The sequence below is a fragment of the Mesorhizobium sp. M0239 genome (genome assembly GCF_040321815.1).
Classification (GTDB): Bacteria; Pseudomonadota; Alphaproteobacteria; order Rhizobiales; family Rhizobiaceae; genus Mesorhizobium.
The window spans coordinates 152856-172830 of the sequence record NZ_JAMYSG010000010.1; the positions used below are offsets into that span (position 1 = coordinate 152856).

The 19975-nt window shown below is 63.0% G+C and carries 24 protein-coding genes; 14 read left to right on the plus strand and 10 right to left on the minus strand.

Translation table 11 applies throughout. The annotated features are described in order from the left end of the window. Nucleotides 1–47 precede the first annotated feature (47 nt). Nucleotides 48–362: a MocE family 2Fe-2S type ferredoxin gene (locus tag NKI99_RS12900; RefSeq protein WP_352611024.1), complete on the plus strand. Its 315-nt coding sequence runs from the start codon at nucleotides 48–50 to the stop codon at nucleotides 360–362. Further along, nucleotides 359–1597, plus strand: coding sequence for an NAD(P)/FAD-dependent oxidoreductase (locus NKI99_RS12905; protein ID WP_352611025.1), 1239 nt, complete (start codon nucleotides 359–361; stop codon nucleotides 1595–1597). The genes NKI99_RS12900 and NKI99_RS12905 overlap by 4 nt, the downstream gene beginning before the upstream one ends. An 11-nt stretch (nucleotides 1598–1608) precedes the next feature. Here the strand turns inward: NKI99_RS12905 and NKI99_RS12910 are convergent, their stop codons facing one another. From NKI99_RS12910 to hslV, 6 genes are all read right to left on the minus strand, one after another. After that, entirely contained in the window at nucleotides 1609–2568 is a 960-nt protein-coding gene (locus tag NKI99_RS12910; protein ID WP_352611026.1) for a DUF1402 family protein, read from the minus strand. A gap of 232 nt (nucleotides 2569–2800) precedes the next feature. Further along, complete coding sequence (hslU, locus tag NKI99_RS12915; protein WP_023810648.1) at nucleotides 2801–4114, minus strand: ATP-dependent protease ATPase subunit HslU; 1314 nt, start codon at nucleotides 4112–4114, stop codon at nucleotides 2801–2803. A 4-nt stretch (nucleotides 4115–4118) separates the two neighbouring features. Further along, nucleotides 4119–4718 carry a DUF2585 domain-containing protein gene (locus tag NKI99_RS12920; protein WP_352440524.1) on the minus strand — a complete coding sequence of 200 codons (600 nt, stop codon included), beginning with the start codon at nucleotides 4716–4718 and terminating at the stop codon, nucleotides 4119–4121. A 52-nt stretch (nucleotides 4719–4770) separates the two neighbouring features. Next, nucleotides 4771–5931, minus strand: a complete 1161-nt coding sequence (locus NKI99_RS12925; protein ID WP_352440523.1) for a hypothetical protein — start codon at nucleotides 5929–5931, stop codon at nucleotides 4771–4773. Next, on the minus strand, nucleotides 5928–6440 hold the full coding sequence (locus NKI99_RS12930) for a GNAT family N-acetyltransferase (RefSeq protein ID WP_352611027.1): 513 nt from the start codon (nucleotides 6438–6440) through the stop codon (nucleotides 5928–5930). Before NKI99_RS12930 ends, NKI99_RS12925 begins: the two co-directional genes overlap by 4 nt. A gap of 70 nt (nucleotides 6441–6510) precedes the next feature. Next, nucleotides 6511–7062: an ATP-dependent protease subunit HslV gene (hslV, locus tag NKI99_RS12935; RefSeq protein ID WP_023810644.1), complete on the minus strand. Its 552-nt coding sequence runs from the start codon at nucleotides 7060–7062 to the stop codon at nucleotides 6511–6513. Nucleotides 7063–7304: 242 nt separating this feature from the next. Here hslV and hisB point away from each other — a divergent pair, with 242 nt between their 5' ends. From hisB to coaA, 9 genes are all read left to right on the plus strand, one after another. Continuing rightward, nucleotides 7305–7904, plus strand: coding sequence for an imidazoleglycerol-phosphate dehydratase HisB (gene hisB / locus NKI99_RS12940; protein ID WP_352611028.1), 600 nt, complete (start codon nucleotides 7305–7307; stop codon nucleotides 7902–7904). Between the two features lie 4 nt (nucleotides 7905–7908). Further along, complete coding sequence (locus NKI99_RS12945; RefSeq protein ID WP_352611029.1) at nucleotides 7909–8385, plus strand: DUF2628 domain-containing protein; 477 nt, start codon at nucleotides 7909–7911, stop codon at nucleotides 8383–8385. After that, nucleotides 8385–9044, plus strand: a complete 660-nt coding sequence (gene hisH, locus NKI99_RS12950; protein ID WP_023810642.1) for an imidazole glycerol phosphate synthase subunit HisH — start codon at nucleotides 8385–8387, stop codon at nucleotides 9042–9044. The genes NKI99_RS12945 and hisH overlap by 1 nt, the downstream gene beginning before the upstream one ends. Further along, on the plus strand, nucleotides 9041–9331 hold the full coding sequence (locus tag NKI99_RS12955; RefSeq protein ID WP_023810641.1) for a DUF1330 domain-containing protein: 291 nt from the start codon (nucleotides 9041–9043) through the stop codon (nucleotides 9329–9331). Before hisH ends, NKI99_RS12955 begins: the two co-directional genes overlap by 4 nt. Nucleotides 9332–9335: 4 nt before the next feature. Beyond that, complete coding sequence (hisA, locus tag NKI99_RS12960) at nucleotides 9336–10079, plus strand: 1-(5-phosphoribosyl)-5-[(5-phosphoribosylamino)methylideneamino]imidazole-4-carboxamide isomerase (protein ID WP_023810640.1); 744 nt, start codon at nucleotides 9336–9338, stop codon at nucleotides 10077–10079. Further along, complete coding sequence (locus NKI99_RS12965; RefSeq protein ID WP_023810639.1) at nucleotides 10076–10912, plus strand: arginase family protein; 837 nt, start codon at nucleotides 10076–10078, stop codon at nucleotides 10910–10912. The genes hisA and NKI99_RS12965 overlap by 4 nt, the downstream gene beginning before the upstream one ends. Next, complete coding sequence (gene hisF, locus NKI99_RS12970; protein WP_023810638.1) at nucleotides 10909–11703, plus strand: imidazole glycerol phosphate synthase subunit HisF; 795 nt, start codon at nucleotides 10909–10911, stop codon at nucleotides 11701–11703. The genes NKI99_RS12965 and hisF overlap by 4 nt, the downstream gene beginning before the upstream one ends. Nucleotides 11704–11773: 70 nt before the next feature. Beyond that, nucleotides 11774–12097, plus strand: a complete 324-nt coding sequence (locus tag NKI99_RS12975) for a phosphoribosyl-ATP diphosphatase (protein WP_128302728.1) — start codon at nucleotides 11774–11776, stop codon at nucleotides 12095–12097. Nucleotides 12098–12120: 23 nt separating this feature from the next. Beyond that, complete coding sequence (gene coaA / locus NKI99_RS12980; RefSeq protein ID WP_352611030.1) at nucleotides 12121–13080, plus strand: type I pantothenate kinase; 960 nt, start codon at nucleotides 12121–12123, stop codon at nucleotides 13078–13080. Here the strand turns inward: coaA and NKI99_RS12985 are convergent. The 4 genes from NKI99_RS12985 to NKI99_RS13000 all read right to left on the minus strand — a co-directional run bounded on the left by NKI99_RS12985 (nucleotide 13067) and on the right by NKI99_RS13000 (nucleotide 16637). Next, a complete protein-coding gene (locus NKI99_RS12985; protein ID WP_023810636.1) occupies nucleotides 13067–13696 on the minus strand; it encodes an alpha-ketoglutarate-dependent dioxygenase AlkB family protein in 630 nt (209 codons plus the stop codon). The genes coaA and NKI99_RS12985 overlap by 14 nt on opposite strands. Before the next feature lie 165 nt (nucleotides 13697–13861). Continuing rightward, a complete protein-coding gene (gene lysM / locus NKI99_RS12990) occupies nucleotides 13862–14335 on the minus strand; it encodes a peptidoglycan-binding protein LysM (protein ID WP_352611031.1) in 474 nt (157 codons plus the stop codon). Between the two features lie 154 nt (nucleotides 14336–14489). Beyond that, nucleotides 14490–14927, minus strand: coding sequence for an alternative ribosome rescue aminoacyl-tRNA hydrolase ArfB (gene arfB, locus NKI99_RS12995; RefSeq protein WP_023810634.1), 438 nt, complete (start codon nucleotides 14925–14927; stop codon nucleotides 14490–14492). 84 nt (nucleotides 14928–15011) lie between these two features. Beyond that, nucleotides 15012–16637 carry a phosphoenolpyruvate carboxykinase gene (locus NKI99_RS13000; protein ID WP_352611033.1) on the minus strand — a complete coding sequence of 542 codons (1626 nt, stop codon included), beginning with the start codon at nucleotides 16635–16637 and terminating at the stop codon, nucleotides 15012–15014. A gap of 343 nt (nucleotides 16638–16980) precedes the next feature. Here NKI99_RS13000 and NKI99_RS13005 point away from each other — a divergent pair, with 343 nt between their 5' ends. Genes NKI99_RS13005 through NKI99_RS13015 form a run of 3 tightly spaced genes read left to right on the plus strand, consistent with a single transcriptional unit; the run spans nucleotide 16981 to nucleotide 19966 of the window. After that, nucleotides 16981–17682 carry a response regulator transcription factor gene (locus NKI99_RS13005; protein ID WP_013528337.1) on the plus strand — a complete coding sequence of 234 codons (702 nt, stop codon included), beginning with the start codon at nucleotides 16981–16983 and terminating at the stop codon, nucleotides 17680–17682. A 20-nt stretch (nucleotides 17683–17702) separates the two neighbouring features. Beyond that, on the plus strand, nucleotides 17703–19487 hold the full coding sequence (locus NKI99_RS13010) for a sensor histidine kinase (RefSeq protein ID WP_013528336.1): 1785 nt from the start codon (nucleotides 17703–17705) through the stop codon (nucleotides 19485–19487). 32 nt (nucleotides 19488–19519) lie between these two features. Further along, the gene (locus NKI99_RS13015; protein ID WP_023810631.1) at nucleotides 19520–19966 is read left to right on the plus strand and encodes an HPr kinase/phosphorylase; all 447 of its coding nucleotides are present in this window, start codon (nucleotides 19520–19522) and stop codon (nucleotides 19964–19966) included. Nucleotides 19967–19975: the final 9 nt, after the last annotated feature.

Consider the following 19975-nt stretch of genomic DNA (forward strand, 5'->3'; position numbering starts at 1 on the left):
CGGTCGTCCGGATTTCCAGGGAGGCCCGATTTTTGAAGGATGAATCAATGAGTGACTGGGTCGAGGCCTGCGCCACCGGCGACATAGACGAGGAGGATGTGATGCGCTTCGATCATGGCGGCCGCTCCTTCGCCATCTATCGCAGCCCCGACGACGAGTTCTTCGCCACCGACGGCCTCTGCACGCATGAAAAGGTGCACCTGGCCGATGGGCTGGTGATGGACGACATCATCGAATGCCCCAAGCACAATGGCCGCTTCAACTACAAGACGGGTGACGCCCGCGGCGCCCCGGTCTGCGTCAATCTCAAGATCTATCCGGTCAAGGTCGATGCCGGCAAAGTCCTGATCCAGATCGGATGACTGACATGGCGGGGGGGATGCTCATCATCGGCGCCGGCGAATGCGGCGGGCGGGCGGCATTGGCGCTGCGCGACCTCGATTATCGGGGGCCGGTGACGCTGGTCGGCGACGAGCCGCATCTGCCCTACGAGCGCCCGCCTCTGTCCAAGGAGGCGATGGCCAGCGATGCGCCCGAGATCAAGGCGATCGCCAGCGACGCCATTCTGGCCGAGAAATCGATCCGGCATATACATTCCGTCCAGGCCGTGGCGATCGATCGCGCGGCGCATGCGGTGCGCCTGTCGGACGGATCGGTCCTGCCTTACGACAAGCTCCTGCTGGCAACCGGTTCGACGCCGCGCAAGCTGCCGATGCCGGGACTGGGTCCGCGCTGCGTCTATCTCCGCACCTTTGCCGATGCGCTCGCCATTCGTGCGCATCTCACCGCCGGCAACCGCATCGCCATCATCGGCGGCGGTTTCATCGGTCTCGAACTCGCGGCCGCGGCCCGCAAGCTAGGCGCTGCGGTCACCGTTATCGAGGCGCAGCCGCGCATCCTGATGCGCGGCGTGCCGGCCGAGATCGCCGAAATTATCCACGATGCACACATCGCCGAGGGCGTTGATATTCTGTGCGGGGACGGCATCGCGTCCATCGCCGACGACGGCAACAAGGTGCGCATAGCGCTTGCCGGCGGCCGGGAAATCGTCGCCGACCTCGCGATCATCGGCATCGGCGCCGTGCCGGTGACCGGGCTTGCGGCCGAAGCTGGGCTGGCGATCGACAACGGCATTGCCGTCGATGCCGAGCTGCGCAGCAGCGATCCCGACATCTTTGCCGCCGGCGATTGCTGCTCGTTTCCGCTCGCCGTCTATGGCGGCCGCCGCGTACGGCTGGAAGCCTGGCGCAACGCCCAGGAGCAGGGCGCGCTGGCGGCCAGGAACATGCTCGGCGCCGGCGAGGCACATACGGCGGTGCCGTGGTTCTGGTCGGATCAATACGGCCTGAGCCTGCAGATCGCCGGGCTGTCCGACGAAGGCCGCAGCACCGTGCGCCGCGACCTCGGCGATGGCGCCTTCATCCTCTTCCATCTGGCTGAAGACGGCAGGCTGGTGGCGGCCAGCGGCGTCGGCCCCGGCAATGCGGTCGCCCGCGACATCAGGCTGGCCGAAATGCTGATCGGCAAACGGGCGAAGCCGGCGCCGGAAGCGCTGGGATCGCAGGATGTGAAGCTGAAGTCGTTGCTGGCGGCCTGAGCTCAAACCCGCTAAAACAACGCCTTCAGCTCAGCCAGCTTGTCGTTGACCAACCAGCCGTAATAATTCTCCTCGGGCAGCTTCTCCGGCTCGCCGGCGGCGCGGCGCCTGTCGTTCTCCGCCTTCAGCGCGTCGGCGCGCTGCTCCGGATTGCCGACATTGTAGAGCGTGGCGGTCAGTCCGGGATTGCCCGAAATGTCGAAGCCGGCAATGCTTTTGTAGGCATCGATCGATTTCCGGATCGTCGCCGCGACGTAGGGCAGCGTCAGGTCGGGATCCATGATGGTCTTGTAGACCGAATTGGGATCGCCGACGTCGAGCTTCGGCAGGCCGGAAACCTTGTGCACCAGATCGCTCATCTGAAGGGCGGTCAGCGGATTGAGCTGGCCCAGGCCGAAGGTCTGGCCGGCATAATAGGGCTGGAAGAAGGTGGCGCCGAAACGGTCGTCGGGAAAGCTCGTCCCGCCGACCGACTTGCCGCGAAACGAACGGTTCCACACCTGTTCGCGGCATTCCCACAGATCGTAGCTGTCGGACATTGCGGCGCATTTCTTGAATTCCGGCCGCTGCACGAAATCGGTGATGTCCTCGCCGTCATAGGCGAAGGACAGCTTGCTGGAGAGATAGGAGATCGCCTTGACATAGTAGGTCTGCAGCCGGTCATAGGCGTCGACATTGTAGGTGTGCTCGCCGACGATCGCACCGACGATGTGCAGGGGATCGATGCCGTAGGTGGCTGCTGCCTTCTTGATCTTGCCGCGCAATTCGGCGTCGTTCTGCAGCAGGGCGTAGACCTTGCGGTACTTCGCCTGGAAGCTGGTGTTGGTCGCTTGCGTGCGCCGGCTGGACGCGCCCGGAATATCGGGCTGCACGGCATTGCGATTTCCCGGCGGCACCAATGTCGCTGCCTCGGCGGCGAACAGCGTCGCCGCCAGCGTCAAGCCGAGAATAACCAGGATCAGTTTTTTCATGCACCCGCCGCCCAAGCAATTCCAGGAAAAGTGTGAAACGGTTTTCCGGAATTGCGTCAAACCAAGAGATCGAGAATTGCCGCGCAAACTAGGTAAAGCTCTTGGTCGAGTCGAGAGCGCCCCTTCACCCGGCACTACGAAAGCTGGCCAGATGATACCATCTGGCCACACATGATTTTGCTGGCCGGAAAATGTTGCCTGGACCGGCGCCGGAACGTTCCGGCGCCGTCGTTCAAAGGATGAACCGCGACAGGTCGGTATTCCTGGACAGGTCGCCGACATGCTTTTCCACATAGGCGGCGTCGATGGTGACGCTGGTTCCGTTGCGGTCGGGCGCGTCGTAGGAGATTTCGTCCAGCACCCGTTCCATCACTGTCTGCAGTCGTCTTGCGCCGATGTTCTCGACGCTGGCGTTGAGGTCGACGGCAATGCCGGCCAGCGAATCGATCGCGTCGTCGGTGAAGGTCAGGTCGACGCCCTCGGTCTTCATCAGAGCGATATACTGCTTGATCAGGCTGGCCTCTGTCTCGGTCAGGATACGGACGAAATCGTCCTTCTCCAGCGCCCGCAGCTCGACCCGGATCGGCAGGCGGCCCTGCAATTCCGGCAACAGGTCTGACGGCTTGGACACGTGGAACGCACCCGAGGCGATGAACAGGATGTGGTCGGTCTTCAGAGGTCCGTATTTGGTCGCCACCGTGGTGCCTTCGATCAGCGGCAGCAGGTCGCGCTGCACGCCTTCGCGGGAAACGCCGGCGCCCATGCCGCCTTCACGCGACGCGATCTTGTCGATCTCGTCGAGGAAGACGATGCCGTCATTCTCCGTCGCATCGAGCGCCCGGCGCACCACCTCGTCCTGGTCGAGCAGCTTGTCGGACTCGTCGTTGACCAGCAGGTCGTAGGATTCCTTCACCGTCGTCTTGCGCATCTTGGTCTTCTTGCCGCCCATCGCCTTCGACAGCATGTCGTTGATGTTCAGCACGCCGATATTGGCGCCCGGCATACCGGGGATTTCGAAGCCGGGCATGCCGCCAGCGCCGGTGTCGGCGACCTCGACCTCGATCTCCTTGTCGTCGAGTTCGCCGTCGCGCAGCTTCTTGCGGAAACTATCGCGGGTGGCCGGGCTCGCCGTCTTGCCGACCAATGCTTCCAGTACGCGTTCCTCGGCGTTGACGTGGGCGCGCGCCTTGACGTCCTCGCGCATCTTCTCGCGCACCAGGCCGATGGCGATCTCGACCAGGTCGCGGATGATCTGTTCGACGTCGCGGCCGACATAGCCGACCTCGGTGAACTTGGTCGCCTCGACCTTGACGAAAGGCGCACCGGCGAGCCGCGCCAGGCGGCGCGAAATCTCGGTCTTGCCAACGCCGGTCGGCCCGATCATCAGGATGTTCTTCGGCATCACCTCTTCGCGCATCTGGCCTTCCAGCTGCTGGCGGCGCCAGCGGTTGCGCAAGGCGATAGCCACGGCGCGCTTGGCGTCCTTCTGGCCGATGATGAAACGGTCGAGTTCCGAAACGATTTCGCGGGGAGAAAATGTGCTCATATCACTAGATTCCACTTTGCCACTGCTTGATGGCCTCGAACGGATGCAGCAGCATGATCACGTTGAGTGTCAGATTGTCCCGGATGAGATAGCCGGTACCGAGTTCGAAGATGATGGCAAGGCTGACGATCACCCATATAGGTAGCCTTCGCGCCATCACAAATCCCAGCACCATGGCCAGTGTGTCGGACACCGAATTGATGATGCTGTCGCCGTAATAGTCGAGCGAGATGGTGCCGGCGCGGTAGCGCTCGATGATGAACGGGCTGTTTTCGAGCAGCTCCCAGCCGCCTTCGATGAAGACGGCGAACGCCAGCCTCAAGCCGATCGGCGAACGCGGGAACAGGAATCTTGCCAGCGCATAGAACAGGAAGCCGTGGATGATGTGCGAGAACGTATACCAGTCCGAAATGTGCTGGGAATTCTCCGAACTCTGCACGACGCCATGCCAGAGCTTGACGTAGCCGCAGGTGCAGATCGGCGTTCGCCCCATGCCGTAGAGCGCCCCGGCCTGGAAGATGATCAGGGCGAGGACGAGCAGAAGCCCCATCCGCCAGCTGTCTTCATAGGCCGAATAGCTGCTCTCCGTGGCCGGTGTCGTCATCGGTTCATTCCCCCTCGTTTCGCGTCGCCGTCTCGATCATCATAAAGCCTTGTCACGCCTTCAGCGGCGGTAGCCGGCGGATCACGGCAGCCGGCAAGGTGGGTTTGACCACAATCCGCCGGATACGCTGCCAGCCAGCCCCGAACAGAATAATCAGCGCGCCAACAACGACCAGGATCAAGGCAAAAGGCGGGATACCCGTCGAATCGGAGGCGGAATTCACCAGATAATAGATGCCCAGCGAGCCGAAGTAAGCCAATGTAGGAACCAGAAGCGAACGGCGGTCTATGGCCAGCGCGACATAGAGGAAGCCAAGGATCAGGACCGTCAGCATGATGGTTGCATTGGCGTCCGGCGCGATATGTCCGAATACGACGTTCTGGCCGGTCGCCATGATAAAGAGCGGATGCACCAGCATGGGCGCCGAGACGACATGCAGCCAGAAAGCGCAATCGGACCAGATCTTGCGTCGATCCCTGTCGTAAATGTCAAAAGCTACACCCGTTGCGAACACGATCAGGCCGCAGATCAGCGGCATGTAAAGTGCCGCTCGGAGCAATTCGGGAACATCCTCAATACGCGGCGGCGCAATCGCACCCGCTGTCACGCTGTCATACAGGATTATCGCCGTTTGCAGGAAGGCAAGCAGTGTAAAGGCGATGGCGATAGCCCCGGCAATGATGGGGACGCGAAAGCGCCAGAAATAGATCGCCGCCGCAATTATTCCTCCGCCCAGGAACAGATATCCGGCCTGGGACGCCGTCTGGCGCAACGCCAATAGCTGCCAGATGGTCTCCGGCTTGCGTATGCCGAAGCTGGCCTCCACTTGTAGCGCCAGAGCGGCCAGAATGGCGGCCATGAAAATCAGGGCAAGCACGGACGACGATAATTTCATCCGGTGCTGACGCGTGACAATTTCGGCGAGCCCCCAGGCGAAAACCGCGAGGATGCCGGCGATCCAGAATGTCTGGCCTGGAAGCAAGGTGGTGAGGACAAAGAAGAAGCCGGCGCTGAGCAGAACGGTTCCAACGGTGACGAACAGATCGTTGCCGCCGCCGACCAGCCGCAGGTTTTCCTCGTCACCCTCGTCATCGGCGCGCCTGACCTCGGGGGCGAGAGCGACCGCGCGTTCCATGGCCTCCAACTGATCGCGCAGGGTCTGCGAGATCAAACCTTTCGCGACTGCCTTGTCGAGTGTTTCGGCGCTGATCAATTGGGCTCCTGCGTCGCGTCGCGCGCCATCATCAAGGCAGGCCCGTACTCCGATGTTCTGGTGTCAAAGGCAACAAAGCCAGCCTTTTCATAGGCGCGGATGGCCCCGACATTGGCGGGATCAGGATCGATGATGACGCGCGGCACGCCTTCGTCGAAAAGCTGTTCGACGAACTGGCGCACGATTGCCGAGCCATGGCCGAGCCCGACCAGCTCCGGCCGGCCGATCGACAGGTCGATGCCGAGCGTGCCGAACGGCTGGTCGGCATAGGGATGGCCGTCCTCCAGATGCGGATCATAGGTCTGCAGATAACCGATCGGCTTGCCGTCGAGTTCGATAATCAGCGGCTCGACGGAAATCGAGTCGATGTGCTCGCGGATCTGCGCGATCTCGATCTCGGGATCGTCCCACCACTCGGCGACATGCGGTTCGGCGAGCCAGCCGGCGATCATCGGCAGGTCTTTCTCGGTCACCGGCCGAAAATCATAGCTATCTTCTTGTTGGACCATGATCTCTGGACGAACGGAACCGTTCGTCCGAGAAAACCGGTTTCCACGTTCGGGATCATGGTCGGCCCGCTCAGCCGACATCGAGCGTTTCGACGACGAAGCTGTTGTTGGTGTAGACGCAGATGTCGGATGCGATCTGCATCGCCTTGCGGGCGATCTCCTCGGCATCCTTGTCGCTGTCCATCAGCGCGCGTGCCGCCGCCAGCGCGTAATTGCCGCCCGAACCGATGGCCATGACACCAAATTCGGGTTCGAGCACGTCGCCGGTGCCGGTCAGCGCCAGCGACACCGACTTGTCGGCCACCAACATCATCGCTTCCAGCCGGCGCAGATAGCGGTCGGTTCGCCAGTCCTTGGCGAGCTCGACGCAGGCGCGCGTCAGCTGGTCTGGATATTGTTCGAGCTTGGCCTCGAGCCGTTCCAGCAGCGTGAAGGCGTCGGCGGTGGCGCCGGCGAAGCCGGCGATCACATTGCCGCCCTTGCCGATGCGGCGCACCTTTTTGGCGTTGCCCTTCATGATGGTCTGGCCAAGGCTGACCTGGCCGTCGCCGGCGATCACCACCTTGTTGCCCTTGCGCACCGTCACGATGGTCGTGGCGTGCATGGTCAGTTCATTGGACATTTACTGGCTCCGAGCAGCGCCATCCCGATAAGGCGATTGGCGCGGTACGAGTAACTTTGATTGGCCATATGTATGCATGGGGCCGGTGATTGCAAATCGCTCTCTGGCAAGGCCGATACCGCTGTCAGAGGCAACTGGCAATCGCCGGATCATGCTGCTAGAAGGCTTTCGTTTTCAAGCCTGCGAGCGCTTGAAGCCTCTGAGCCGGTCACGATGTGAACCTCTGGGACAAGGATAGAGTGATGCCGCCCCGTTCCGCCGAAGCAAGCCGCAAGACCAAGGAAACCGACATCTCCGTGGCGGTCCATGTCGACGGCTCCGGCAAGTCGGATATCGCCACGGGCGTCGGCTTCTTCGACCATATGCTGGACCAGCTGTCGCGCCACTCCCTGATCGACATGACGGTCAGGGCGAAGGGCGATCTGCACATCGACGACCACCACACGGTCGAGGACACCGGCATCGCGCTCGGCCAGGCGCTGGCCAAGGCACTGGGCGAGCGGCGCGGCATCATGCGTTATGCCTCGATCGACCTTGCCATGGACGAGACGCTGACGCGCGCCGCGATCGACGTGTCCGGCCGTCCCTTCCTGGTCTGGAACGTTTCCTTCTCATCGCCGAAGATCGGCACCTTCGACACCGAGCTGGTGCCCGAATTCTTCCAGGCGCTGGCGCAGAATGCCGGCATCACGCTGCATGTCACCAATCACTACGGCGCCAACAACCATCACATCGCCGAGACCTGCTTCAAGGCGGTGGCGCGCGCGCTGCGCGCGGCTCTCGAACGCGATCCGCGCCAGCCGGATGCGGTTCCCTCCACCAAGGGATCGTTGAAGGGATAAGGCAATGGCCACCTATGTCGTGATGGAACCGCCAGGCCGCAGCGAAAAGGCCGATGCCACGGCCTTTGTCCGCGATGGCTTCACCTGGCTGGGCCTTCTGGTGCCGCCGCTATGGTTCGCCTGGCATCGGCTGTGGATCGAGGCGGCGCTTGCCTTCGTCGTCATGGGCCTGCTTTCGATGCTGGGCCAGAAGCTCGGCCTTGGTCTGGCCGGGTCGTTGCTGTCGTTGCTGGTTTCGCTCTATGTCGGACTGGAAGGGCAAGGCCTGCGCATCGCGGCACTTCGCCGGCGCGGTTGGCACGAATGGGGCGCGGTCGAAGCCGGTTGGCTCGACGATGCTGACACGCGCTATGCGCTCGAGGCGGAAGCGCTTCCCGATCAGGCCGCACCGGCACCGCGCATGGTCCCGGACGCTGCCCTGGCGCGGCCGTCGCAGCCGGGCATGGCGCTGGGGCTGACCCACATCCCGGGAAGAAGCTGATGCGGGTTGCGATCATCGATTACGGTTCGGGCAATCTGCGCTCGGCCACCAAGGCTTTCGAGCGCGCGGCGCGGGAAGCCGGCATATCGGCTGCTATCGACCTGACATCGGATGCCGAACGGGTGCGCACGGCCGACCGCATCGTCCTGCCCGGCGTCGGCGCCTATGCCGACTGCGCGGCCGGCTTGCATGCCCTCGAAGGCATGTGGGAAGCGGTCGAGGAGGTGGCTATCGACAAGGGCCGGCCGTTCCTCGGCATCTGCGTCGGCATGCAGCTGATGTCCGAGCGCGGCCTGGAAAAGACAATCACCAACGGCTTCGGCTGGGTATCAGGTGACGTCAAGGAGATCACGCCGGCCGATCCGACGCTGAAGATCCCGCAGATCGGCTGGAACACGATCGAGCTCAAGCGCCAGCATCCGCTGTTTGCCGGCATACCGACTGGCGCAAGCGGGCTGCATGCCTATTTCGTGCATTCCTACCATCTCGATGCGGGCAAGGCGGAAGAGGTTCTGGCGGTCGCCGACTATGGCGGCCCGGTGACGGCGGCCGTCGCCCGCGACAATCTCGTCGGCACGCAGTTTCACCCGGAAAAGAGCCAGGCGCTGGGCTTGGCGCTGATCACCAATTTCCTGCGCTGGAGCCCTGAAAACCGATGAGCAAGAAGGGCTACTGGATGGCGATGGTCGAGGTGACCGATCCGGAAAATTATCCGCTATACATTGCCGCCAACAAAGCGGCTTTCGACAAATATGGCGCAAAATTCCTGACCCGCGGCGGTCGGTCGTCGAGCCCGGAAGGGCCATCGGGCAATCGCCATGTCATCATCGAGTTCGAGAGCTACGCGGTCGCACTCGCCTGCTTCCATTCGCCCGAATACCAGGCGGCGCTGAAATTCCGACGCCTCTATTCGACGTCGCATTTCGCCATTGTGGAAGGCGCCTGAACGGATGATCCTTTTCCCGGCGATAGATCTCAAGGACGGCCAGTGCGTGCGCCTCAGGCATGGCGACATGGCGACCGCGACCATCTACAACGATGATCCTGCCGCCCAGGCGCGAGCCTTCGAGCAACAGGGCTTCGAATGGCTGCATGTCGTCGACCTCAACGGCGCCTTCCAGGGCCAGAGCGTCAACAGTGCGGCGGTCGGCGCCATCCTCAAGGCAACGAAGAACCCGGTGCAGCTCGGCGGCGGCATCCGCACGCTGGCGCAGATCGAGGATTGGCTCGATCGCGGGCTGGCCCGCGTCATCCTCGGCACGGTGGCGGTGCGCGATCCCGACCTGGTCAAGCAGGCCTGCAAGGCGTTTCCGGGCAAGGTCGCCGTCGGCATCGACGCCAAGGGCGGCAAGGTCGCCGTCGAGGGCTGGGCCGAGGCGTCGAGCCTTGGCGTCATCGAACTGGCGAGGAAATTCGAGGGCGCCGGCGTCGCCGCCATCATCTACACCGACATCGACCGCGACGGCGTTTTGACCGGCATCAATTGGGACGCCACCATCGACCTCGCCGATGCCGTGTCGATCCCGGTGATCGCTTCCGGCGGCCTCGCCTCGATCGCCGACATCGTGCGCATGACCATGCCCGATGCGCAAAAGCTCGAAGGCGCGATCTCCGGGCGCGCGCTCTATGACGGCCGCATCGATCCGGCCGAGGCCCTGGCGATCCTCCAGGGCAGGGCGGAGCCGCGGACGTGAAAATTTCCATCATCCTGGCCTCCTATGACAGCGGCCATTACCATGGCGGCATGGGCCAAGGTCCGGACGCGCTGGTCTCGGGCGGGCTCGTCGAAGCCTTGACGATGGCCGGTCACGACGTCGCGGTCGGGGACATCGGCAAGGTCGGAGACGATCAGGAGCGCGAGATCGCCACCGGCTTTGCCGTCTGCAACGCGGTTGCGAGCGAGGTTCGTCTTGCCCGTGACGCCGGTCGGTTCCCGATCGTCCTTGCCGGAAACTGCCTGACCAGCGCCGGCGCGGTCGCCGGCGAAGACGCCGATGCGATCATCTGGGCCGACCAGCATGGCGACCTGAACACGCCCGAGACATCCACATATGGCTTTCTCGACGGCATGGCGCTGGCGACGGTGCTTGGCCTGTGCTGGCGGCCGATGGCGTCGGCCATTCCCGGCTTCAGGCCGATCGATCCGTCGCGTTGCGTGCTCGTCAACGCGCGCGATCTCGATCCGGCGGAAAGACAGCTTCTCGAGACCTTGCCGATCGTGCGGACGGAATGCTCCGGGGTGGCCCAGGCGGCCGAAAGACTGAAGATCGCCGGCGCCAGACGCGTGCACATGCATCTCGATATGGACGTGCATGATCCCCGGGAGCTGCAGGCCAACCGCTATATCACTTCGGGCGGCCCGAGCCCGGAACAGCTGCGCGACGCCACTTGCGCCATGGCGCTGGCGGTGCCGGTCGTCGGCATCACCGTCTCCGCCTACGACCCGGCCTTCGATGCCCAGGCCGATGTTCCGCCGCTGGTTGGCCAGTTGCTGAACGATCTCATCGCCACGATAGAGGGCCGCTGATGCTGAAAGCCCGTGTCATCCCCTGTCTCGACGTCAAGAACGGCCGTGTCGTCAAGGGCGTCAACTTCGTCGATCTCGTCGACGCCGGCGATCCGGTCGAGGCGGCCAAGGCCTATGACGCGGCCGGCGCCGACGAACTCTGCTTCCTCGACATCACCGCTTCGTCGGACAATCGCGAAACCATCTTCGACGTCATCGCACGCACCGCCGAACAATGTTTCATGCCGCTGACCGTCGGGGGCGGCGTGCGCCAGGTCGCCGATATCAGGAAGCTGCTCTTGGCCGGCGCCGACAAGGTGTCGATCAACACGGCCGCGGTGAAGAACCCGGATTTTGTTGCCGAGGCCGCCGACAAGTTCGGCAACCAGTGCATCGTCGTCGCCATCGACGCCAAGAAGGTGTCGAGCACCAGTGAGACCGACCGCTGGGAGATCTTCACCCATGGCGGCCGCGAAAAGACCGGCATCGATGCGGTCGAGTTCGCCCGGAAAATGGTCGATCGCGGCGCCGGCGAGATCCTGCTGACCTCGATGGATCGGGACGGCACCAAGGCCGGCTACGACATCGCGCTGACCCGCGCGATATCAGACGCCGTGCGCGCGCCGGTGATCGCTTCCGGCGGTGTCGGCACGCTCGACCACATGGTCGAAGGCATTCGCGACGGCCATGCCGGCGCGGTTCTGGCGGCGTCGATCTTCCATTTCGGCACCTACACGATAGCGCAGGCCAAGGCACATATGGCCGCCGCGGGGCTGCCGATGCGGCTGGACTCTGTGAATAATCGGCCCTAAAGCATGATCCCGAAAAGTGGGAACCGGTTTTCGGAAAAGATCACGCTTAAACAAGCAGATAGATGACGCCATGGCTGAGTTTTCGCTTTCCGATCTGGAAAAAATCGTTGGGGAACGCGCCCATTCCGGCGACCCGGACTCGTGGACGGCAAAACTGTTCGCGCGCGGCATCGACAAGGCGGCGCAGAAGCTCGGCGAGGAGGCGGTCGAGACGGTGATTGCCGCCGTCAAGGGCGACAAACCGGCCATCGTTTCGGAAAGTGCCGATCTTATATATCATTGGCTCGTCGTTCTCGGCCTCTCCGGGGTTCCGCTGAGCGACGTGCTTAGGGAACTCGAAGGCCGCACCCGGCGTTCGGGCATCGCCGAGAAGGCGTCACGGCCCAAGGGCTGACCGCGAGGAGGGCAGGTATCTCGATGGATCAGCTCGCGCCAACCGAGAAATATTCCCCCTTTCGTTTCTTCTCCGCCGATCAATGGTCGCAATTCCGTGCCGACACGCCGCTGACGCTGAGCGCGGACGAATTCCGCCGCCTGCGCTCGCTCAACGATCCGGTCGATCTCGAAGAGGTCACGCGCATCTATCTGTCGCTGTCGCGGCTTTTGTCCGCGCATGTCGAAGCGAGCCAGCTGCTGTTTCGGCAACGCCAGGCCTTCTTCAACGCGGTCGACGTGGTCAAGACGCCCTTCATCATCGGCATCGCCGGTTCGGTCGCCGTCGGCAAATCGACCACCGCACGCGTGCTGAAGGAACTGCTGACGCGCTGGCCGTCGAGCCCCAAGGTCGATCTCATCACCACCGACGGCTTCCTGCTGCCCAACGAGGTCCTGCGCCGCGAGAACCTGATGGAGCGCAAGGGGTTCCCCGACAGCTACGATGTGGGCGCGCTGCTGCGCTTCCTGTCGGGCATCAAGTCGGCGCTGCCCGATGTCCGCGCGCCTGTCTATTCGCACCTGACCTATGACGTCATTCCTGGCGAGTTCGTCACCATCGACCGGCCCGACATATTGATCTTCGAAGGCATCAATGTCCTGCAGCCCGGCAAGCTGCCGCAGGACGGCAAGATCGTCCCTTTCCTGTCGGACTTCTTCGACTTCGCCATCTACATCGATGCCGACGAAAAGCTGATCCACAACTGGTACATTTCCCGCTTCATGCGGCTGCGTGAGACCGCCTTCCGCAACCCGGACTCCTTCTTCCACCGCTATTCGCAGCTGTCGGAGGGTTCGGCGCGCGCCATCGCCGAAGGCCTGTGGACCAACATCAATTTGAAGAATCTGCGCGAGAACATTCTGCCGACGCGAGCGCGCGCCGACCTCATCCTGCGCAAGGGCGCCGACCACCTGATCGAGGAAGTGGCGCTCAGGAAGCTGTGACGGCCGGCTTCGTCACCCGTCGCAATGTCAGATTGATCCGCCCGCCGTTTTTCAGCAGCGCCGAGGTCGAGGGATAGATCCGATCGACGCCGTGAAAGCACAGCCGCCCCTCGCCGCCGAGCACCACGACGTCACCGCTTTGCAGCCTGAACGACTTGGTGGCGCCATCACGCGTAGTCTGGCCGACTCGGAACAGGCAGTCGTCGCCGAGCGAGACGGAGACGACCGGCGCCGAAAAATCGGCCTCGTCGCGGTCCTGATGCAGCCCCATTTTTGCATCCGGCGTGTAGAAATTGATCAGGCATGCTTCCGGCGGGTGCGGATAGCCCGAGACCTCGCGCCACAGCTCGAGCAGCGCATCCGGAATTGGCGGCCAAGGCGCCCCGGTTACCGGATGCGCCGGCTGGTAACGATAGCCGTGCTCCTTGTCGGTGACCCAGCCGAGCGGCCCGCAATTGGTCATGCGCACGCTCATCTCCTTGCCGGTGCGCGGCATGGCCGGCACGAACAGCGGCGCCTGCTGCACGATCCGTCTCACCTCATCGACCAGCGCTTCCTGCACGGTGCGTGACAGATAGGCCGGCATGTGGCGGACACCTTTGGGCAGAACGAGCACGGATTCGGTCACCTCCCGGATGGTTCGGAACCGTAAAATGTCACGATCAAAAGAAAACGGCGACCCGAAAGCCGCCGTTCTAACTCTTTGTTTGGCACAATTCCGGACGGAAAACCGTTTCACACTTTTCCTGGAATTGCTTTTCGCAAATTGGCATCGCCTTGATCAGGCGAGATCTGGGATGCGCAGCACCTGGCCCGGATAGATCTTGTCGGGATGGGTCAGCATCGGCTTGTTGGCCTCGAATATGACCGTGTTCTTGACGCCTTGGCCCTTGCCGTAGCTTTTCTCGGCGATCTTCCAGAGATTGTCGCCCTTCTTCACCGTGTAAAAGGTGGGCTCCTTGGCCGGGGCGGCGGCCGTGCCAGACGCTGGCGCGACCTGCAATTCGTCCGCCTGCACCTTGGAGACGCCGAGCGTGTTGCCGACGGCGATGACTGCCTTTTCGAAGATCGATTGATCCTTGACCACGCCCTTCAGCACCGCCGTGTCACCCTTGACGACGACCTCGACGCCATCGGTGCCGAGTTTGTGCGAATCGAGCTCCTTCTTGAGTGTGTCGGCCGAGGGTGCGGCTTCGTCGTCACCGCCGATGCCCAGTTTCTTGCCGACGCTCTTGACGAAATCGAACATGCCCATCCTTGGGTCTCCCTTGCTAATGGCAATGGTTGAACCTTGCATCTGCGGTCCAAAATGGGAAGTCGTTTTGTGCGCGTGCCTAGATCCAAGAGATAGAGCATGATGTCGCCCGAAACCGCTTCACACTTTTCGGCATCATGCTCTGGTGTGGTGCTTAATCGTTCTCCACCCGGCCGCGCAGCTTCTTGATCGTGCCGCGCCCGGCCTTGCTCTTCAGCCGCCGCTCCACGGCGCCCTTCGATGGCCGTGTCTTCTTGCGCGGCGGCGGTGGCGGTTCGGCGGCCTTGGCGACCAATGCCGTCAGCCGTGCCCGCGCATCCGCCCGGTTCTGTTCCTGGGTGCGGAAGCGGCCTGCCTCGATGACGATGACACCGTCCTTGGTGGCACGCTGGCCGGCAAGTTTGATCGTCCGCTCGCGCACGCGCTCCGACAGACCCGTTGCGTTGGCCGCGTCGAAGCGCAGCTGCACCGCCGTCGCCACCTTGTTGACGTTCTGGCCGCCGGGGCCGGACGAGCGGATGAAATCCTCGTGCAGGTCGCCCGGATGGATAACCGCATCGCCTGATATGATGATGTTGTCGTCGCTCGCCATGCCGCAGTCATGGCGCGGCGGATCGAAAAAGAAAAGGCCCGATCGAACCGGGCCTTTCAACGAAAGCTGAACCCTGTGGCGCGATTACTCCGCCGCTTCCTGCATGCGCGGCGCGGCGCCCAGCACCACGGCGTCGACATGGCTTTCGAATTTCTCGAAATTGACGGCGAACATGCCGACCAGCCTTGCCGCCTGCCGGTCATAGCCGGACTTGTCGGCCCAGGTCGCCCGGGGGTCCAGAATCATCGGGTCGAGAATGCCGCTGTCGACGCCCGCGACAGCCACCGGCACCTCGAAACCGAAATGAGGGTCGGTGCGGAACTCGGCCGTCTTCAGCGAGCCGTCAAGTGCGGCGGCAAGCAAGGCGCGCGTCGCCTTGATCGGCATGCGCTTGCCGGTGCCGTAGGCGCCGCCGGTCCAGCCGGTATTGACCAGCCAGCAATCGGCGCCGTGGCCTGCAATCAGCTCGCGCAGCAGATTGCCGTATTCAGAGGGATGGCGCGGCATGAACGGCGCACCGAAACAGGTCGAAAACGTCGCTTCGGGCTCGGTTACCCCCTTTTCGGTTCCGGCCACCTTGGCGGTGTAGCCGGAGAGGAAGTGATACATCGCCTGCGCCGGGGTCAGCCGCGCGATCGGCGGCATCACGCCGAAGGCGTCGGCGGTCAGCATGATGATGTTGTTGGGATGGTTGGCGCGGCCGGTCTTGCTGGCATTGGGGATGAAGTCCAGCGGGTACGCGCAGCGTGTGTTTTCGGTTAGCCTTCCGTCGTTCAAATCCGGCACGCCATCGGCGTCGAGCACGACATTTTCCAGCACCGTGCCGAAGCGCTGCGTGGTGGCGAAGATTTCCGGCTCGGCTTCCGCCGACAGCTTGATCGTCTTGGCGTAGCAGCCGCCTTCGAAATTGAAGATGCCGTGCGGTCCCCAGCCATGCTCGTCGTCGCCGATCAACGTGCGCGAGGGATCGGCCGAGAGCGTCGTCTTGCCGGTGCCCGACAGGCCGAAGAAGATGGCGGCGTCGCCGGCCGCACCCTCATTGGCCGAGCAATGCATCGGCATCACGCCTTTCGCCGGCAGGAGATAGTTGAGCATGGTGAACACCGACTTCTTCATCTCGCCGGCATAGGAGGTGCCGCCGATCAGCACGATCTTGCGCGAAAGATCGACGGCGATCACCGTTTCGGTGCGGCTGCCGTGACGGAGGGGATCGGCGCGGAAGGACGGCAGGTCGATGATCGTCATCTCGGGCACGAACTGCTCGAGTTCGGTGGCACCGGGACGAATGAGCAGATTGCGGATGAACAGCGAGTGCCAGGCAAATTCGGTGATCACCCTGGTCGGCAGCCTCGACTCCGCATCGGCGCCGCCGACCAGATCCTGGACGTATAGATCCTTGTCCGCGGCATGCGCCTGGAAATCGGCGAGCAGCGTGTCGAACTGGGCCGGCGAGATCGCCTTGTTGTTCTCCCACCAGACATGTGGTTCGGTGTCACCGTTGCGGACGACGAACTTGTCCTTGGGCGAGCGGCCGGTGTGCTGGCCGGTCTCGGCGACCAGCGCGCCATGGGCGGTCAAGCGGGCCTCGCCGCGCCGGATCGATTCCTCATAAAGGGTAGCCGCACCGAAATTATAGTGCACCACGCCGGTGGTTTTCAGGCCGATATGATCGATCGCGCAGGCGGAATTGCGTTTGCCGACTTCCGACATCGAGTGTCCCTCTTGGATTTGCCGCATCTTTGCCGGCACGTTTCCAGCACGCCCACTACGCGGGCTGAGATGGTCAGAACCAGAAAAGGCAAATGATATCAAATCATTAATCGATTTAAATATTTTGAAAGTTGTTTAAATCGTTTATATGTGCAAAAAGTTTCGCGGTTGCCCAAAGGATTGGCGATGTACGTTCGTCCAACCCATGTCGAGGTAGGATTGTGGCCGCCGGCATGCCGCGCGTGACAGCGGACAAGGCCTATGCCACATTTTGTACCTAATTTGTCCTGCAAAAGCCCCTTCTCTACGACAGAAGGGACAGCTCATGAGGGAGCCGCTTGAAATGGCAACAATCGCGCTTGTCGATGACGACCGCAACATTCTGACATCGGTGTCGATCGCCTTGGAATCCGAGGGGTATCGCGTCGAGACCTACACGGATGGTGCGTCGGCGCTGGAAGGCCTGGCGGCACGCCCGCCGAACCTTGCCATCCTCGACATCAAGATGCCGCGCATGGACGGCATGGAACTGCTGCGCCGGATGCGCCAGAAGTCCGACCTGCCGGTGATCTTCCTGACCTCCAAGGACGATGAGATCGACGAGTTGTTCGGTCTCAAGATGGGCGCCGACGACTTCATCCGCAAACCCTTCTCGCAGCGCCTGCTGGTCGAGCGCGTGCGCGCCGTGCTGCGCCGCGCCAGTGCCCGCGAGGCTGCCGCCAAGACGCCAAGCCAGCAGGCCCGCTCGCTCGAGCGCGGCCAGCTCGTCATGGACCAGGAGCGCCACACTTGCACCTGGAAAGGCGAGCCGGTGACGCTCACCGTCACCGAGTTCCTGATCCTGCATTCGCTGGCGCAGCGTCCAGGCGTCGTAAAAAGCCGTGATGCGCTGATGGATTCGGCCTATGATGAACAGGTCTATGTCGACGACCGCACCATCGACAGCCACATCAAGCGGCTGCGCAAGAAGTTCAAGGCCGTCGACGACGACTTCGAGATGATCGAAACCCTTTACGGAGTCGGATACCGGTTCCGCGAAGCGTAAGTAGCAGGGCCTGCTATTCGATGGCAGTGGAAGCACAGCGAACAAGACCGGCGGGCGCCTCCAGGCGGCCGTCGCGGATCATGCCGTCCTTCGTCTCGAAGATCACGGTGCCGATGCGCCGCTTCCTTGGTCATCATATCTTTTCCAGCCTGACGCGGCGTATCCTGTTCCTCAACCTTGCCGGCCTCGCCGTCCTGGTGACCGGCATCCTCTATCTCAACACCTTCCGCGACGGACTGATCGACGCCCGCGTCGAAAGCCTGATGACCCAGGGCGAGATCATCGCCGGCGCCATTGCCGCGTCGGCGACCGTCGAGACGGATTCGATCAGCATCGACCCGGAAAAGCTGCTTGAGCTGCAGGCCGGCGAAAGCCTGGGACCCGGCTCCGACCAGCTCGACAATCTCGACTTCCCGATCAACCCGGAGCGGGTCGCGCCGGTGCTGAGAAGGCTGATCTCGCCGACCAGGACCCGCGCACGCATCTATGACCGCGACGCCAATCTGCTGCTCGATTCGCGCCACCTCTATTCGCGCGGCCAGATCCTGCGCTACGATCTGCCGCCGGTTGAAGAGGAAGAGCCCGATCTTGTCGAGCGCATCCAGAAATTCGTCTTCGACTTCTTCCGCAACACCGAGCTGCCGGTCTATCACGAGCAGCCGGGCGGCAATGGCGCCGCTTTCCCGGAAGTGGTCAAGGCTCTCACCGGCAGTCCGTCGACCATCGTGCGCGTCAGCGAGCAAGGCGAGCAGATCGTTTCGGTGGCGGTGCCGATCCAGCGCTTTCGTGCCGTCCTGGGCGTGCTGATGCTGTCGACCGAAGGCGGCGACATCGACAAGATCGTCGCCGCCGAGCGCAAGGCGATCCTGCGCGTCTTCGGTATCGCGGCCCTTGTCACCGCCATCCTGTCGATGCTGCTTGCCTCCACCATCGCCAATCCGCTGCGCCGGCTGTCGGCGGCGGCGGTGCGGGTGCGGCGCGGCGTCAAGAGTCGTGAAGAGATCCCCGACTTTTCCGACCGTCAGGACGAGATCGGCAATCTGTCGATCGCCATACGCGACATGACCAACGCGCTCTACGCCCGCATCGAGGCGATCGAAAGCTTCGCGGCCGATGTCTCGCACGAGTTGAAGAACCCGCTGACGTCGCTGCGCAGCGCGGTGGAAACCTTGCCGCTGGCCAAGAACGACGATTCGCGCGGCCGGCTGATGGATATCATCCAGCACGATGTCAGGCGGCTGGACCGGCTCATCACCGATATTTCCGACGCATCGCGCCTGGACGCGGAGCTCGCGCGTGAAGATGCCGGGACGGTCGACCTGAAGAAATTCATCACCGATCTCGTCGCCGTTTCGCGCGAAGCGACGCGTAACAAGAAGGCGGTCGAGATCGAGTTCAAGGCCGCCAAACTGCCGCAAGGCGTCAAAGGCTACGTCGTCGTCGGGCATGATCTGCGCATCGGCCAGGTCATCACCAATTTGATCGAGAACGCCCGTTCCTTCGTTCCCGAGGACCATGGCCACATCAGCCTCTCGCTGGCGCGTGCCGGCAAGTTCAACATCGTCACCGTCGACGACAATGGCCCCGGCATCCGGGCCGACAACATCGACCGCATCTTCGAACGCTTCTACACGGATCGGCCGGCCGGCGAGGCATTCGGCCAGAATTCGGGCCTTGGCCTGTCGATATCCAGGCAAATCGTCGAGGCCCATGGCGGCACGCTGACCGCCGAGAACATCCCCGGCACCAAACCCGGCGAGATCAAGGGCGCACGCTTTGTGGTGACATTGCCGGCCGAAGGCTGAGAGCATGAATTCCAACCACGCTTGGTCCAGCCGTGCAGCCTGAAAACATTCACGCGACAATGGTTTTGATCGGCGAGCGCGGCATTCTCGTCACCGGAGCATCCGGCTCGGGCAAGACGACGCTGGCACTGGCGCTCATCGACCATTGTCGCCATCGCGGCCTGTTCTCGCGGCTCGTTGGCGACGATCAGCTCTTCGTCGAGGCGCATGCCGGGCGGCTGCTGTGCCGCGCTCCCGCCGCCATAGAAGGCCTCGCCGAGGTGCCGGGGCTCGGCCCCCGACCTCTGCCATTCGAGCCGGCAGGCCTCGTCGACCTCCATGTCCGCCTGGTGCCGGCCGGCGAAGCGGTGCGCTTCCAGGAGGATACCGCAAGCAGCATTGCGGGCTGTCTGGTGCCGCGGGTCGACGTGGTCGAACGCAATGTCCCAGCGGTCTTGCCGGTCGTGATGGCGCGGCTGTCGATCGCGCCTTTTCTATGATCCGTTCCG